Source organism: Stutzerimonas kunmingensis, from assembly GCF_002929225.1.
In the GTDB taxonomy this organism is placed as follows: Bacteria; Pseudomonadota; Gammaproteobacteria; order Pseudomonadales; family Pseudomonadaceae; genus Stutzerimonas.
The window spans coordinates 73015-87915 of record NZ_PISM01000020.1 but is presented as its reverse complement, the minus strand read 5'-3'; the positions used below and the strand labels follow the sequence as shown (position 1 = coordinate 87915).

The following is a 14901-nucleotide window of genomic DNA, read 5'->3' as shown; positions in this document are numbered from 1 at the left end:
ACCGCCGGCCGCAAGGCATTGGCTGTCGCTTCAGGCGACGCCCCGGGGGTGTCGCCGCGTGTCGAGGTTTTTTGAATGAATGCACAAACACTCAAAGCAACGCTGCCGCGTGACCTGATGGCGTCCGTGGTGGTTTTTCTGGTGGCCCTGCCGTTGTGCATGGGCATCGCCATCGCCTCGGGCATGCCGCCCGCCAAAGGCGTGATCACCGGCATCGTCGGCGGGCTGGTGGTGGGTTGGCTGGCCGGTGCACCCCTGCAGGTCAGCGGCCCGGCCGCCGGACTCACGGTGCTGGTGTTCGAACTGGTGCAGCAATACGGAGCGGCCATGCTCGGGCCGATCCTGCTACTGGCCGGTGCGCTGCAACTGCTGGCCGGTCGGCTGAAGCTGGGTTGCTGGTTCCGCGTCACCGCGCCGGCGGTGGTCTACGGCATGCTGGCCGGCATCGGCATCCTCATCGTGCTGTCGCAGTTGCACGTGATGCTGGACGGGCAGCCGGAAGCCTCTGGACTGGACAATATCGGCGCCTTTCCCGCCGCGTTATGGGCCGCGCTGCCGTTTTCCGGCGGCGGAAACGGACTGATCGCCGCATCTCTCGGCCTGCTGACCATCGTCTGCATGTGGGCATGGGATCGGCTCAAGCCGCAGCGCCTACGCCTGCTGCCCGGCGCGCTGCTGGGTGTCGCGGCGGCAACGCTGGCGGGGCTATGGCTTGGGCTCGACGTGCGCCGTGTCGAGGTGCCGGACAATCTCGCCGATGCCATCAGCTGGCTGCAACCGGCCAATCTTCTGGCCTTCGCCGATCCCGGTCTGCTGGTCGCGGCGCTGGCCGTGGCCTTTATCGCCAGCGCCGAAACCCTGCTTTCCGCCGCGGCGGTCGATCGCATGCACCAGGGCCCGCGCGCCGATTTCGACCGCGAACTCACCGCCCAAGGCATCGGCAACATGCTCTGCGGCGTGCTCGGCGCGCTGCCGATGACCGGCGTGATCGTGCGCAGCTCGGCCAATGTGCAGGCCGGTGCGCGCACGCGGCTGTCGGCCATGCTGCACGCGCTCTGGCTGCTGGCCGCGGTGGTGCTGCTGGCCGCGCTGCTGGAGCAGATTCCAATCGCCAGCCTGGCCGGTGTGCTGGTCTACACCGGGCTCAAGCTGATCGACCTGAACGCGCTGCGCCAGCTCGGCCGCTACGGGCGCATGGCCATGCTGATCCATCTCGCCACGGCGCTGACCATCGTCGCCACCGACCTGCTGACCGGCGTGCTGCTGGGCTTCGCGCTGACCCTGGGGCAACTGGCTTGGCAGGCTTCGCGGCTGAGGGTCACGGTGGTGCAGGAAGGCCGCCGGGTCGAACTGCGCATGCAGGGCGCAGCGACCTTTCTGAAGGTGCCGCGACTGGCCCGCGCGCTGGATGGCGTACCGAAGAATGCCTGCGTGCATGTGCCGATGACACACCTGCAGTACATCGACCATGCCTGCATGGAGCTGCTGGAAGAATGGCAGCGCGCCAACCAGGCCAGCGGCGCACGGCTGATCATCGAGCCGCGGGCACTGACGCGACGGGTCGAAGGTCGCCGCCGGCAGGCCGTGCATCTTGCCGCGGCTGCCGACGGGAACTAATCAGGGCGACCAGCCCCCTCATCTTTCAGACACGACCATGCACAACGTGCATCTAGCCGGCAGCGCATCGGGTAAGCCCATGCGCTGCCGGCGCTTCTGGAGAATTGAATTGGACGTCTATATCGATCTGCTGCAATGGCCTGCCATGGTGGTCACGGTGATCGCCGCCTGGCTGATCGGCTCGCTGCAGCCCGGCCGGCGCTTCGTCGGCTTCTGCTGTTTTCTGCTGAGCAACCTGCTCTGGGTGATCTGGGGCTGGCACGCCGAGGCGTGGGCGCTGATCACCCTGCAGGTCTGCCTGGCGCTGATGAACCTGCGTGGGGTGAAGAAGAACGATGCCCCCACACAGCCCGAGCCAGACGCGCCCCGCGCTTAAATTGCCAGAGTGGGATCGCTGTCTATACTCCGAATCGTAGGCGTACCTGATTGAGTTCCGACTGCGCGTGCAAGCGTCCATGTCGCCAGCGAGCGTTTCGCGGGTGGCGTTGGGCAGAATCGGACCGATCGAAAACGTAGCTGGCATGACGGGAATGGTTTCCCCGGCCAGCCGATTTTCGGCGGTGCGATGGCGGTCGGCGGGATAACAAGAATCATAAGGGGAACCCGCAATGTCTCGACATCCATGCATCTGGATGGGGCTTGGGCTTTCGGCAATATTTGGCCAGGCCCAGGCGGCCTGGGACGTGAACATGCGCTCCGGCGCCACCGACGTCAGCCGTTCGGTGTTCGATCTGCACATGACGATCTTCTGGATCTGTGTGGTCATCGGCGTGCTGGTATTCGGCGTGATGATCTGGTCGATGGTCGCGCACCGCCGCTCCAAGCGTCAGCATTCCGCTCACTTCCACGAAAACACCCGCGTCGAGGTGCTCTGGACGGTCATCCCGCTACTGATTCTGGTGGGCATGGCGATCCCGGCGACGCGCACGCTGATCCACATCTACGACTCCAGCGAATCGGACGTCGACGTGCAGATCACCGGCTACCAGTGGAAGTGGCACTACAAGTATCTGGGCGAGGACGTGGAGTTCTTCAGCAACCTCACCACGCCGCGCGAGCAGATCAACAACCAGGCGCCCAAGGGCGAGAACTACCTGCTGGAAGTCGACGAGCCGCTGGTGATTCCCGCCGGCGCCAAGGTGCGCTTCCTGATCACCGCGGCAGACGTCATCCACTCCTGGTGGGTGCCGGATCTGGCGGTGAAGAAGGACGCCATCCCCGGCTTTATCAACGAATCCTGGACCCGCGTCGAAGAGCCCGGCATTTACCGTGGCCAGTGCACCGAGCTGTGCGGCAAGGACCATGGCTTCATGCCGGTGGTGGTGGAGGTCAAATCCGCCGAGGACTACGCCGCCTGGCTCGGCGAGAAGAAAGCAGAGGCCGCCAAGGTGGCCGAACTGACCAGCAAGGACTGGACGCTGGCGGAACTCACCGAACGCGGCGAGAAGATCTACCAGACCTCGTGCGCGTCCTGTCACCAGGTCGGCGGCGAAGGCATCCCGCCGATGTTCCCGGCCCTCAAGGGCTCGGCTATCGCCACCGGCGATATCGAGGCGCACATCAACATCGTCGTCAACGGCAAGCCGGGCACCGCCATGGCGGCCTTCGGCAAGCAGCTGTCGGAAGTCGACCTGGCCGCGGTCATCACCTACGAGCGCAACGCCTGGGGCAACGAGACCGGCGAAATGGTCACGCCGAAAGACGTGCTCGACTTCAAACAGGCCGAAGAAGCCACCCAGTAAGAGGATTCGGTGATGAGTGCAGTGATCGACGATCATGGTCATGCCGGACATGACCACCACCACGGCCCGGCCAAGGGTCTCTCGCGCTGGCTGCTGACCACCAACCACAAGGACATCGGCTCGATGTACCTGTGGTTCAGCTTCTGCGCCTTCCTGCTCGGCGGCTCGATGGCCATGGTCATCCGCGCCGAGCTGTTCCAGCCGGGCCTGCAGATCGTGCAGCCGGAATTCTTCAACCAGATGACCACCATGCACGGCCTGATCATGGTCTTCGGCGCGGTGATGCCGGCCTTCGTCGGCCTGGCCAACTGGATGATCCCGCTGATGATCGGCGCGCCGGACATGGCCCTGCCGCGGATGAACAACTTCAGCTTCTGGCTGCTGCCGGCAGCCTTCGGCCTGCTGGTCTCGACGCTGTTCATGGAAGGCGGCGGGCCGAACTTCGGCTGGACCTTCTATGCGCCGCTGTCGACCACCTACGCGCCGGAATCGGTGACCTTCTTCATCTTCGCCATCCACTTGATGGGCATCAGCTCGATCATGGGGGCGATCAACGTGATCGCCACCATCCTCAACCTGCGTGCGCCAGGCATGACCCTGATGAAGATGCCGCTGTTCGTCTGGACCTGGCTGATCACCGCCTTCCTCTTGATCGCAGTGATGCCGGTGCTGGCGGGCGTGGTGACCATGATGCTGATGGACATCCACTTCGGCACCAGCTTCTTCAGCGCGGCCGGTGGCGGCGACCCGGTGCTGTTCCAGCACGTGTTCTGGTTCTTCGGGCATCCCGAGGTGTACATCATGATCCTGCCGGCCTTCGGCGCGGTCAGCTCGATCATCCCGGCGTTCAGCCGCAAGCCGCTGTTCGGCTACACCTCGATGGTCTACGCCACCGGGGCGATCGCCTTCCTCTCCTTCATCGTCTGGGCGCACCACATGTTCACCGTCGGCATCCCGCTGACCGGCGAGCTGTTCTTCATGTACGCCACCATGCTGATCGCCGTGCCCACCGGGGTGAAGGTGTTCAACTGGGTGTCGACGATGTGGCGCGGGTCGCTGACATTCGAGGCGCCGATGCTGTTCGCCGTGGCCTTCGTCATCCTGTTCACCATCGGCGGATTCTCCGGGCTGATGCTGGCCATCGCCCCGGCGGACTTCCAGTACCACGACACCTACTTCGTGGTGGCGCACTTCCACTACGTGCTGGTTCCGGGAGCGATCTTCGGCATCTTCGCCTCAGCCTACTACTGGCTGCCCAAGTGGACCGGGCACATGTACGACGAGACCCTGGCCAAGCTGCATTTCTGGATGAGCTTCATCGGCATGAACCTGGCGTTCTTCCCGATGCACTTCGTCGGCCTGGCCGGCATGCCGCGGCGCATCCCCGACTACAACATGATGTTCGCCAACTTCAACATGGTCTCCAGCGTCGGCGCCTTCATGTTCGGCGCCACCCAGTTGCTGTTCCTGTTCATCGTCATCAAATGCATTCGCGGCGGCGTACCGGCACCAGCCAAGCCCTGGGACGGCGCCGAGGGGCTGGAATGGAGCGTGCCGTCGCCGGCGCCCTACCACACCTTCCAGACACCACCGGACATGAGCGATGTGCACGAGCACCGCAAGGGCACTGGCGGGGAGCTGACGCCGTGAGCAGGCAACAGGGCGTCGCTGGCAGGCCCGGCCGGGTCTGCCAGGTCGACCGCGAAAAGGCCCGCTCCCACCAAACGGGGAGGCTCTCATGAACGAGTCCCTGCCCACGCGACGCCTGGTCCGCCGCCTGCTGTTCGTCGTGGTCGGCATGTTCGGTTTCGGCTTCTTGCTGGTGCCGATCTACGACGTCATGTGCCAGGCCTTCGGCATCAACGGCAAGACTGCCGGTGCCTACACCGGCGTGCAGAGCGCAGATGAAGCTCGCGCGGTGCGGGTGCAGTTTCTCGCCACCAACGCCGCCGGCATGCTTTGGGAATTCGGCCCGCTGGCCGACCAGCTCAGCGTGCACCCAGGCGCCAGCCAGGAAATCCGCTTCGTGGCCTACAACCCGACCGACAAGCCGATGACCGCCCAGGCGATCCCCAGCGTCTCGCCGTCGCGGGCGGCGGCCTACTTCCACAAGACCGAATGCTTCTGCTTCACCCAGCAGGTGCTGCAACCGGGCGAGCGCATCGAAATGCCGGTGCGCTTCATCGTCGATCGCGACCTGCCCGCCGACGTGCACAACCTGACCCTTGCCTACACGCTGTTCGACATCACGTCCCGCCAGCCGCCGGTGGCCGTCAACGCCACATCGGCCCCGGCCAAGGAGAGTCTGCAATGAGCCAACAGACCACCCACGAGCAGTATTACGTTCCTGATCAGAGCAAATGGCCGATCATCGCCACCATCGCCCTGCTGGTCACCTTCTACGGCCTGGGCAGCTGGTTCAACGACCTGAAAGCCGGGCGTGACGAGTCCAGCGGGCCGATGATCTTCTTCGTCGGCGCGCTGCTGATCGCCTACATGATGTTCGGCTGGTTCGGCGCTGTGGTGAAAGAAAGCCGCGCCGGGCTGTACAGCGCACAGATGGACCGCTCGTTCCGCTGGGGCATGAGCTGGTTCATCTTCTCGGAGGTGATGTTCTTCCTCGCCTTCTTCGGCGCGCTGTTCTACATCCGCTACTGGGCCGGCCCCTGGCTGGCTGGCGAAGGCGACAAGGGCATCAGCAACATGCTCTGGCCCGGCTTCGAATACACCTGGCCGCTGCTCAACACCCCAGATCCCAAGCTCTATCCGGCACCGGAAGGCACCATCAGTGCCTGGGGCCTGCCGCTGATCAACACCATCCTGCTGGTCAGCTCCAGCTTCACCCTGACCTGGGCGCACCACGCGCTGCGCAAGAACAATCGCCAGCACCTGAAGATCGGCCTGGCGCTGACCGTGCTGCTCGGCGCCGCGTTCCTGGTCCTGCAGATCGAGGAGTACGTGCATGCCTACACCGAACTGGGGCTGACCCTGGGCTCGGGCATCTATGGCGCAACCTTCTTCATGCTTACGGGCTTTCACGGTGCCCACGTGACCATGGGCGCGATCATCCTCACGGTGATGCTGGTGCGCATCCTGCGCGGGCATTTCAGCCCGGAACAGCACTTCGGTTTCGAGGCAGCGGCCTGGTACTGGCACTTCGTCGACGTGGTGTGGATCGCGCTGTTCGTCTTCGTCTATGTGATCTAGCGAATCAGAAACCAAAGGCGGGGCGCAGCTGCCCCGTATAGAAACCCCAGCCGATCAGCGCAACGGTCAGTGCGCTGAGGCTGACCCGGATGAACAGGGCCGTGATCACGCGGGAGGTGCGGCCCTCGTCCCTGACCAGGAAGAACAACCCACTGAACAGACTGACCAGCGTGGCCACTAACAACAGAACGATCGCCGCCTTGAGCATGAGCGATTCCACGACAGGGGTATTGGGGGTGGAGTATAGCCAGCCGTATCGACACATCAGGCTGCCGGGCATGAGCGGCTTCAGGCCGGGGCTGCTGCCTACCCTGCTGGTGCTGGCCATGCTGCCGATGCTGGTCTGGCTGGGCTTCTGGCAGCTGGAGCGCGGCGAACAGAAGCGCGATCTGCTGGCACGCCAGGAGGCGAGGCAGCAAGCTGCGCCGCTGTCACCGGAGCAGATCGAAAGCAGCGCCCAGCCGGCCTTTTCCCGCGTGCATCTGCAGGGTCGTTTCGATGCCGAGCACAGCTTCCTGCTCGACAGCCGCACCCGTGACGGCCAGGTTGGCGTAGAGCTGCTGCAGCCCTTTCATGACGAGCTCAGCGACCGTTGGGTAATGGTCAACCGCGGCTGGATTCCCTGGCCCGATCGCCGCGTGCCGCCGGCCTTCGACACACCAGCGCAGTCTTTGAAGCTCGCTGCCTGGGTCTACGTACCGCCAGGAAAGCCGTTCATCTTCAGCCACCGCACGGCCGAGGGCTGGCCGCGCCTGATCAACCACGTCGACATCGAGGCGATGTGGCAGCAGGCCGGCCGCGAAGGCGTGATCCATGAATTGCGTCTGGAGCCCGGCCCCAGCGCCTACCGCGCCGATTGGGCGATCACCAGCATGCGCCCGTCGCAGCATCTGGGCTACGCCGTGCAGTGGTTTGCCATGGCAGCCGCCCTGCTGGCGCTGTTCATCTACTTCGGCGTGCATCAGGCACGGGAGAAGCACAGTGACAACGATGAATCCAACCCTTGCCGGCCGTGAGCCGAAGCGCGGTCGTGGCCGACTGCAACTGCTGCTGATAATCGCCGTGGTACTCGGCCCGATGCTCCTGGCGTCGGCGATGTATCGCTTCGGCTTCTGGGTGCCGCAGACCCGCAGCTACGACGGCGTGCTGATCGCCAACGGCCAGGACCGCGCAGCCATCGGCGTGACTGCAGCCGACTCCGAACGGCGCTGGGAGCTGCTGGTCACCGCCCCGCAGGGCTGCGAAACGCAGTGCCAGGAACTGGTCTACCTGGCCCGCCAGATCAATATCGGCCTGGCCCGTGAGGCCGCCCGCGCCGGCCACGCCCTGGCCAGCGCGACGGCCCTGGACGACGCCTACGAGCAGCGCCTGAGTCGCGAATACCCGCAGTTGCAGCGTCATGGCCTCGACGCCAGCGCGTATGCACGTAACCCCGATGCACCGGCAACGCCGCAGCTATGGATCGTCGACCCGCACGGCAATCTGGTGCTGCGCTATGACGCCGAAGCAGACGGCAAGGCGATTCTCGATGACCTGAAATACCTGCTGAAGATCTCGCAGATCGGCTGACGCACTCTGCCGTTTCGCTGCGGTCCCAAACTGGCCGCCCAAGGAGAAACCGATGGCCAAACCCGGATACCGCCTCGCCCTGATCGCCACGCTGCTGGCGGTGGTGGTCGTACTGCTCGGCGCCTATACGCGGTTGACCCACGCCGGCCTCGGCTGCCCGGACTGGCCGGGTTGCTATGGTTTTCTCGCGGTGCCGATGAGCGAGCACAAGCAGAGTCTTGCTGCGCTGCGCTTTCCCGAGGCTCCACTGGAAGTGGCCAAGGGCTGGAACGAGATGATCCATCGCTATTTCGCCGGCGCGCTGGGGCTGGTGATTCTCGCCATGGCGGCGCAGGCGATACGCCGTCGCGGCCAACCCGGGCAGCCGGTGAAGTTGCCGCTTCTACTGCTCGCGGTGGTCATCGCCCAGGCGATCTTCGGCATGTGGACAGTGACCCTGCAGCTCTGGCCGCAGGTGGTTACCGCGCACCTGCTCGGCGGCTTCACCACCCTCAGCCTGCTGTTCCTGCTGTGCCTGCGGCTGTCCGGTGCACTTGCTCCGTTGCCGGCCGTAGACGGTCGTCTGCGCAAATTCGCCGGCATCGCCATGCTCGCGGTGATCGTCCAGATCGCCCTCGGCGGCTGGGTCAGCAGCAACTATGCGGCCGTCGCCTGCACCGACTTCCCCACCTGCCATGGCGAATGGTGGCCGCGGATGGACTTCGCCAACGCCTTCAACCTGACCCATCACGACATCGGCCCGAATTACCTCGGCGGCCTGCTCTATGGCGAGGCACGCACGGCCATCCATGTCAGCCACCGCATCGGCGCACTGTGCGTGACGCTGCTGTTGCTGCTGCTGGCCGCCATGCTCATGCGCCGCGGACTCGGCCGGCTGGCGGGGCTGCTCATCGCCGCGCTGGCGCTGCAGGTCGGGCTGGGCATCAGCAACGTGCTGCTCAACCTGCCGCTGGCGGTCGCCGTAGCGCACAACGGCGGCGGTGCCGCGCTGCTGCTGGTGCTGGTACTGGTCAATTACCGGCTGCGCCAGCCTGCACATGCCGCCCGGCAAACCGAGCCAGCATCGATTTCGAACACGACGGGGCAGCTCGATCTGCCCCGCGCATGACCACAAGGAGAACCCCCATGGCGACTCTACTCAGCGAACGCAGCGCCCAGGCCAGCTGGCGCGACTACCTGGAGCTGACCAAGCCGAAGGTGGTGCTGCTGATGCTCATCACCTCGCTGGTGGGCATGTTCCTCGCCACCCGCGCCGGCGTGCCCTGGACGGTGCTGCTGTTCGGCAATCTGGGCATCGCCCTGTGTGCCGGTGGCGCGGCGGCGGTGAACCATGTGGTGGACCGGCAGATCGATTCGGTGATGGCCCGCACCCACAAGCGACCCCTGGCTGAAGGCCGGGTCTCGCCAGCGGCGGCACTGACCTTCGCTTTCGCTCTCGGCGTCAGCGGGCTGGCCCTGCTGCTGACCTTCACCAATGCCCTCGCCGCCTGGCTGACCCTGGCCTCGCTGATCGGCTATGCGGTGATCTATACCGGCTTTCTCAAACGCGCCACGCCGCAGAACATCGTCATCGGCGGACTCGCCGGCGCCGCACCGCCGCTGCTCGGCTGGGTCGCGGTGACCGGCCAGGTCACCGCCGAACCGCTACTGCTGGTGCTGATCATCTTCGCCTGGACGCCGCCGCACTTCTGGGCGCTGGCGATTCACCGCAAGGACGAGTACGCCAAGGTCAACGTGCCGATGCTGCCGGTGACCCACGGCGTGCACTACACCAAGGTGCATATCCTGCTCTACACGGTGATGCTGCTGGCGGTCAGCTTCATGCCGTTCGCCATTCACATGAGCGGCCCGCTGTACCTCGCCGCCGCAGCGTTGCTGGGTGCACGCTTCCTCTACTGGACGATCGCGCTGTACCGCGACAGCCGGCCACATGCGGCAATCAAGACCTTCAAATTCAGCATCTGGTACCTGTTCGCGCTGTTCATCGCGCTGCTGGTTGATCATTATCTGCTGCTCGATTTCTAGATAGTCGCCCAAAGGACATCCATGACCCGCATCCAGAAAACCGTCTTCATCCTCATTGCGCTGATCGCGCTGGTCGTCGGGCTGACGGTTTCCAAGGTGCTCAACAGCCAGCGCCAGCTCGATCCCACGCAGTTGCTGGATGCCGGCATCGTCGTGCTGCCGCAGAGCCGCACGGTGCCGTCGCTGAGCCTGACGGACCAAGACGGCGAAGCGGTAAAACTGAACGAACTGGACGGGCAGTGGACGCTGCTGTTCTTCGGCTACACCTTCTGCCCGGACATCTGCCCCACTACCCTGGCCGAACTGCGCCAACTCAACGGCATGCTGCCGGACGCCGTGCGCTACCAGCTGCGCATCATCCTCGTCAGCGTCGATCCGAATCGCGACACGCCGGAAAAACTCAAGGAATACCTCGGCTACTTCAACGCCGGTTTCCAGGGCCTGACCGGCCCGCTGGACGATATCCAGACGCTGGCCAACGGTGTCGGCATTCCCTTCATACCCGGCGATACCAGCAAGGAAAACTACACCGTCGACCACAGCGGCAACCTGGTCCTGATCGGCCCGGATGGTCGGCAGCAGGGCTTTATCCGCTCGCCTTTGCGGGTGCAGAAACTGGCCGAGCAGTTGCCTGAGCTGGTCAAGCAGGCGGAGTGAGGAAAGCGAGCCTGTTGGCGCTCGCGGTGTACCGACCATAGCTGGCGCTGGGCCTGGAAGCCCGCCCCCTCTAGCCCTCTCCCCAAGGGGCGAGGGGACTGTTCGATGATGGCGCAGGCTCTGGCGAATCAACACCCGGCCCAGAGGCGGCACGCTTCGGACGTCAGCACGGCGCAGCAACCATCTTGGCTGCACAATCATCGAACACTGCCGTAATACTCACATACCTCTGCGATCCAACCCCCTCGCCCCTCCCGGTGAGACGGCTGGGGCGCCCAGCATAGGGTTGAGGGGACGCTTCACCTCATGACCATCATGGCTCACCGACCGAACTTACCGACGCCGCGCTTCCCCTGCGAGGTTCACGCAGCACCGCGCTGATGCGTGCTCGTCGCTTGCGCCACCAGATCACCACACCGGTGACCGACAACACCGCGATCGCCACGCCCAGCACGGCGATGAGGATGCGCCCTGGTAGGCCGAGGATGCGCCCGCCATGGATAGCCGGCTGCAGCAGATGGAACTGCTGCCCCAGCGTGCCCTGGCCGGGAATCTCCTGCCCCAGCAGACGACCGTCGGTGCCATGGAAGAACAGCCAGGCGTTGCCCTGGTTGCTGTCGTGCTCGCCAAAGCCGGCGCCGTAGAAGTTGTATTCGAAGCTGTAGTACAGCTCGGTGATTGCCTCGCTCAGGCCGAGCTCGGCGGCGTGCTGCATGGCGTAGTCGTACGCCTGGTGGAAGTCGTAAGCGGTGGTGCCCAACTGCTCAGCCGGCATCCGCCCGCGGGCCTCGTAGACGCTCGGCTCAACAGGCGAGAACAGCGATACCACCGGCTTGAACACCTGCTCCGGCAGGTTCATCGCCACGCTGCTGACCGCCACCGGCGTGAGCAGCAGCCACAGCCACAGGCCGCCTGCGCGATGTACGTCGTGGTTCATGCGCTGGCGCTTGATCTTCCAGGACGTCCACCACTTGGAAAAGAACGGCCGGCCACGAGGAAAGGTCAGCACCAGCGAGACGAAGCAATCGATCACCCAGGCGATCGCCACGATACCCATCAACCACAGCCCCCAGTTGCCCGGCAGCGACAGGTTGTAGTGAAACTCGAGGATGAAGGGCACGAAGTTCTTGCGCGAGAAGCAGCATTCGCCCCAGTAACGCGTGCCCACCGGGTCCCCGCTCACCGCATCGATGTACTGCACCACCGGGCGCTCGCCGTACGGCTTGCCAGTCGCCGGATCGTTACGCGGCACCAGTGCCATCAAAGCGGCGTGACCGGGCTCACTGGGAAACTCCATGTACCAGACCTGCATACGCGGGTTGGCCTGCTCGACGCGTTCCACCAACGTTCCCGGCGCCAGCACCGGTCCCTCACTGGTGGTGTGGTAGAACTCCGGGTTGAGCCATTCGTCCAGCTCGTGATGGAAGGCCAGGATGCTGCCGGTAATGCCGGCGAGAAACAGGAAGATCGCCGTGGCCAGGCCGATGTAGCGGTGCAGGAGCACGAGAATGGAACGCATCGTCGGTTGTCCGTCCTTCAGAAAGCACAAAGCCGCCGGACCTGTGGGGCCGGCGGCAGTTCAGCGTTGATCAGAAGTCGTAGGTCACGGTAGCCATGACATTGCGCTCCTCGCCGTAGTAGCACTGGCTCAGGCTGTTGCACGCGGCGACGTACTTCTCATCGGTGAGGTTGTTCAGGTTCAGGCGCACGCCGACACCCTGCAGCCCGACGCGAGACAGGTCATAACCGAGCATGGCGTCGTACAGTGTGTAGGACGGAATGCGCAGGGTGTTCTCCGCGTCAGCCCAGCTCTTGCCGAAGTAGCGTGCGCCACCTCCCACCTGCAAACCGGCCAACGGCCCTCGGTCGAAGGTGTAGTCGGTCCACAGCGAGGCCATGTTGCGCGCCACCGCGTTGGGCGTGTTGTCGCGATTGTTGACGCCGGCAGCACCGGTGAAGTCCTTGGAATACTCGACGTCCATGTAGGTATAGCTGGCGATGACATTGACCTGTTCCAGCGGCCGCAGACGAGCTTCGACTTCCACGCCTTTGGAGGTAAGTTCGCCCACCGCGCGGTAGAAATTCTCGTTGGAATCCTTGTTCGCCAGGTTCGACTGCTTCAAGTCGAAGTAGGAGATGGTGTAGAGATCGTCGGTGCCCAGCGGCTGATACTTCAGGCCCACCTCGTACTGTTCGCCTTCAGTCGGATCAAGCAGTGTGATGTCGAAGCCGCCGCTGCCATTCGCGTTATAGGCCGCAGTTGCGTTGGGATTGAACGACTCGGAGTAGCTGGCGTAGGGCGACAGGCCGTTATCAAAGGCGTAGAGCACACCAACGCGACCAGTGAATTGCTCGAGCTTGGCGCTATCGGACTGATCGCCGTAGCTCGCATCGTTGGTGTGATCGAACGAGACGTCCACCCAATCCTGGCGAACACCCAGCGAGAAGCGCCAGTTGCCGAGGCTGATCAGGTCCTGCACATAGAGGCCCGTCTGCTCCAGCTCACGGGTTTCGTCGTACTGGTGGTAGAACACCGGGCTGCCCGCACCTACGGCACCGGTGTAGGGATTGACCGAGGGCAGGCCGTAGGCTGCGTCGTAAACCACCTTGGCCTTGCGCCGCTGGTAGTCGAGGCCGGTCACCAGGGTATGGCTGAGTGCGCCGGTATCGAAGAGGAACTGCAACTGGTTGTCGATGGTCCAGGCGTGCAGCGCTTCGTCGGCCCCGGTGTAGTAGCGCACCAGTTCATCGGAACCTGGGGCCACGTAGCCGTACTGATAGACCTGCCCCGAGTCCACGGTGGAGTCCAGGTACTGGAAGTTCTGCCGCGCCGAAACGACATCGTTGAAACGGTGCTCGAGCTGATAGCCGATCATCTGCTGGTCGCGCTCGAACTTCTCGTAGTCCTCGTCGCCCTCGAAGAAGCTGCGCGAGATGCGCTGACCGTTGCGCGACGTCACCGTGCCATCGGCCGGTAATCCGCCGTGGTAGCCGCTCTCCGGATCGCGTTGCAGCATCGCCAGCAGGGTCAGGCGGGTGTCTTCGGTGAAGTCGATGCTCACCGAGGGCATCACCGCAAAGCGTTGCTCCTCGATTCCATCGACCTGGTTGTCGGCATCCTTGGCCACGCCGACCAATCGATAACTGATGCGCTCGTCATCCAGAGGCCCGGTGAAATCGAACGCTGCCTGCTTGTAATCATTGCTGCCGTAGGAGAACTGCAGCTGGCGGCTGGCTTCCTTCTGCGGCTTCTTGCTGGTCATCGCCACCAGGCCGCCGGGCAGGCTGCGGCCATAGAGGACCGAGGACGGTCCCTTGAGGATGTCGATGCGCTCGATGAAGTACGGATCGACCTGCAGACTGCTGTAGGTGCCGCTGTCGCCCAGCAGCTTCTGACCGTCGAGGTAAAGGTTGTCCACCGAGCCATCGGTGATGCCGCGCATGGCGACATAGTCGTAGCGGGTGGTGGCGCCATAGGGCGTGCTCATCAGGCCCGGCGTGTAGCGCACCGCCTGGGCGATCGAGCGTGAGCCCTGATCCTCGATCTGCTGGCGGGTGACCACCGAAACGGTCTGCGAAGTCTCTGCCAACGGCATACTGGTCTTGGTCGCCACGCTGCTGTGGGTCGCGTTGTAGCCTTCCATCGAACCCAGCGCGTTGCCCAAGGCGAAGCCTTCGACGGTCATCGGTTGCAGTTCGACGGCGTCGGTCTGCGCGCTGCGGCGCGCTAGCGAGTAGTTGCCCTGGCTGTCGCGAACGGCTTGCAGGCCGCTACCCTGCAGCAGCGCAGCGAAACCGTCGTCAACGCCGTACTGCCCTTGCAGGCCGTTGCTGTCCATGCCCTGCAGCAGGCTGCCATCCACCGAGAGCAGCACACCTGCTTCACCGGCGAAACGGCTCAGTACGCTGGAGAGCGGGCCGGCGGGAATGTCGTAGCTGCGCACCACCTGCTGGGTCGCAGACTGCGCCATGGCAGCGCCGGGCACGACGCTGGCCAGCGGCAGGCACAGCAGCGCGGCACGAATGCCGAGCGCCAAGGCGCGGGAGCGATTGGGAATGAACGGCAAGGCGGTCGAGCGCATGG

At 64.4% G+C, this 14901-nt stretch carries 14 protein-coding genes; 11 read left to right on the top strand and 3 right to left on the bottom strand.

What is annotated here, in order from left to right; translation table 11 throughout:
- Positions 1–75 precede the first annotated feature (75 nt).
- The 6 genes from CW305_RS15140 to CW305_RS15115 all read left to right on the top strand — a co-directional run bounded on the left by CW305_RS15140 (position 76) and on the right by CW305_RS15115 (position 6566).
- Positions 76–1617 carry a SulP family inorganic anion transporter gene (locus CW305_RS15140; protein ID WP_104098281.1) on the top strand — a complete coding sequence of 514 codons (1542 nt, stop codon included), beginning with the start codon at positions 76–78 and terminating at the stop codon, positions 1615–1617.
- A 109-nt stretch (positions 1618–1726) separates the two neighbouring features.
- Entirely contained in the window at positions 1727–1993 is a 267-nt protein-coding gene (locus tag CW305_RS15135) for a hypothetical protein (RefSeq protein ID WP_003303649.1), read from the top strand.
- Between the two features lie 232 nt (positions 1994–2225).
- Positions 2226–3359: a cytochrome c oxidase subunit II gene (gene coxB / locus CW305_RS15130; RefSeq protein WP_014822209.1), complete on the top strand. Its 1134-nt coding sequence runs from the start codon at positions 2226–2228 to the stop codon at positions 3357–3359.
- Positions 3360–3371: 12 nt separating this feature from the next.
- On the top strand, positions 3372–5009 hold the full coding sequence (gene ctaD / locus CW305_RS15125; RefSeq protein WP_003303652.1) for a cytochrome c oxidase subunit I: 1638 nt from the start codon (positions 3372–3374) through the stop codon (positions 5007–5009).
- An 88-nt stretch (positions 5010–5097) separates the two neighbouring features.
- Positions 5098–5673 (top strand): cytochrome c oxidase assembly protein, encoded by a 576-nt coding sequence (locus CW305_RS15120; RefSeq protein WP_014822211.1) that lies wholly within the window; start codon positions 5098–5100, stop codon positions 5671–5673.
- On the top strand, positions 5670–6566 hold the full coding sequence (locus tag CW305_RS15115) for a cytochrome c oxidase subunit 3 (protein WP_023445734.1): 897 nt from the start codon (positions 5670–5672) through the stop codon (positions 6564–6566). Before CW305_RS15120 ends, CW305_RS15115 begins: the two co-directional genes overlap by 4 nt.
- Positions 6567–6570: 4 nt before the next feature.
- Here CW305_RS15115 and CW305_RS15110 read toward each other — a convergent pair whose 3' ends face one another.
- Positions 6571–6774 carry a twin transmembrane helix small protein gene (locus CW305_RS15110; RefSeq protein WP_003303658.1) on the bottom strand — a complete coding sequence of 68 codons (204 nt, stop codon included), beginning with the start codon at positions 6772–6774 and terminating at the stop codon, positions 6571–6573.
- A 70-nt stretch (positions 6775–6844) separates the two neighbouring features.
- On the opposite strand from CW305_RS15110, the gene CW305_RS15105 reads away from it, so the two are divergent.
- From CW305_RS15105 to CW305_RS15085, 5 genes are read left to right on the top strand one after another with little or no spacing between them, the layout of a single operon-like run.
- A complete protein-coding gene (locus tag CW305_RS15105; protein WP_104098280.1) occupies positions 6845–7582 on the top strand; it encodes an SURF1 family protein in 738 nt (245 codons plus the stop codon).
- On the top strand, positions 7557–8135 hold the full coding sequence (locus tag CW305_RS15100; RefSeq protein WP_104098279.1) for a hypothetical protein: 579 nt from the start codon (positions 7557–7559) through the stop codon (positions 8133–8135). The genes CW305_RS15105 and CW305_RS15100 overlap by 26 nt, the downstream gene beginning before the upstream one ends.
- A gap of 52 nt (positions 8136–8187) precedes the next feature.
- Positions 8188–9243, top strand: coding sequence for a COX15/CtaA family protein (locus CW305_RS15095; RefSeq protein ID WP_104098278.1), 1056 nt, complete (start codon positions 8188–8190; stop codon positions 9241–9243).
- A 17-nt stretch (positions 9244–9260) separates the two neighbouring features.
- On the top strand, positions 9261–10160 hold the full coding sequence (cyoE, locus tag CW305_RS15090; protein ID WP_023445729.1) for a heme o synthase: 900 nt from the start codon (positions 9261–9263) through the stop codon (positions 10158–10160).
- A gap of 21 nt (positions 10161–10181) precedes the next feature.
- Positions 10182–10817 carry an SCO family protein gene (locus CW305_RS15085; protein ID WP_104098277.1) on the top strand — a complete coding sequence of 212 codons (636 nt, stop codon included), beginning with the start codon at positions 10182–10184 and terminating at the stop codon, positions 10815–10817.
- A 313-nt stretch (positions 10818–11130) separates the two neighbouring features.
- On the opposite strand, the gene CW305_RS15080 is transcribed toward CW305_RS15085, so the two are convergent.
- Complete coding sequence (locus tag CW305_RS15080; RefSeq protein WP_104098276.1) at positions 11131–12336, bottom strand: PepSY-associated TM helix domain-containing protein; 1206 nt, start codon at positions 12334–12336, stop codon at positions 11131–11133.
- Positions 12337–12406: 70 nt separating this feature from the next.
- On the bottom strand, positions 12407–14899 hold the full coding sequence (locus CW305_RS15075; RefSeq protein ID WP_104098275.1) for a TonB-dependent siderophore receptor: 2493 nt from the start codon (positions 14897–14899) through the stop codon (positions 12407–12409).
- Positions 14900–14901 lie beyond the last annotated feature (2 nt).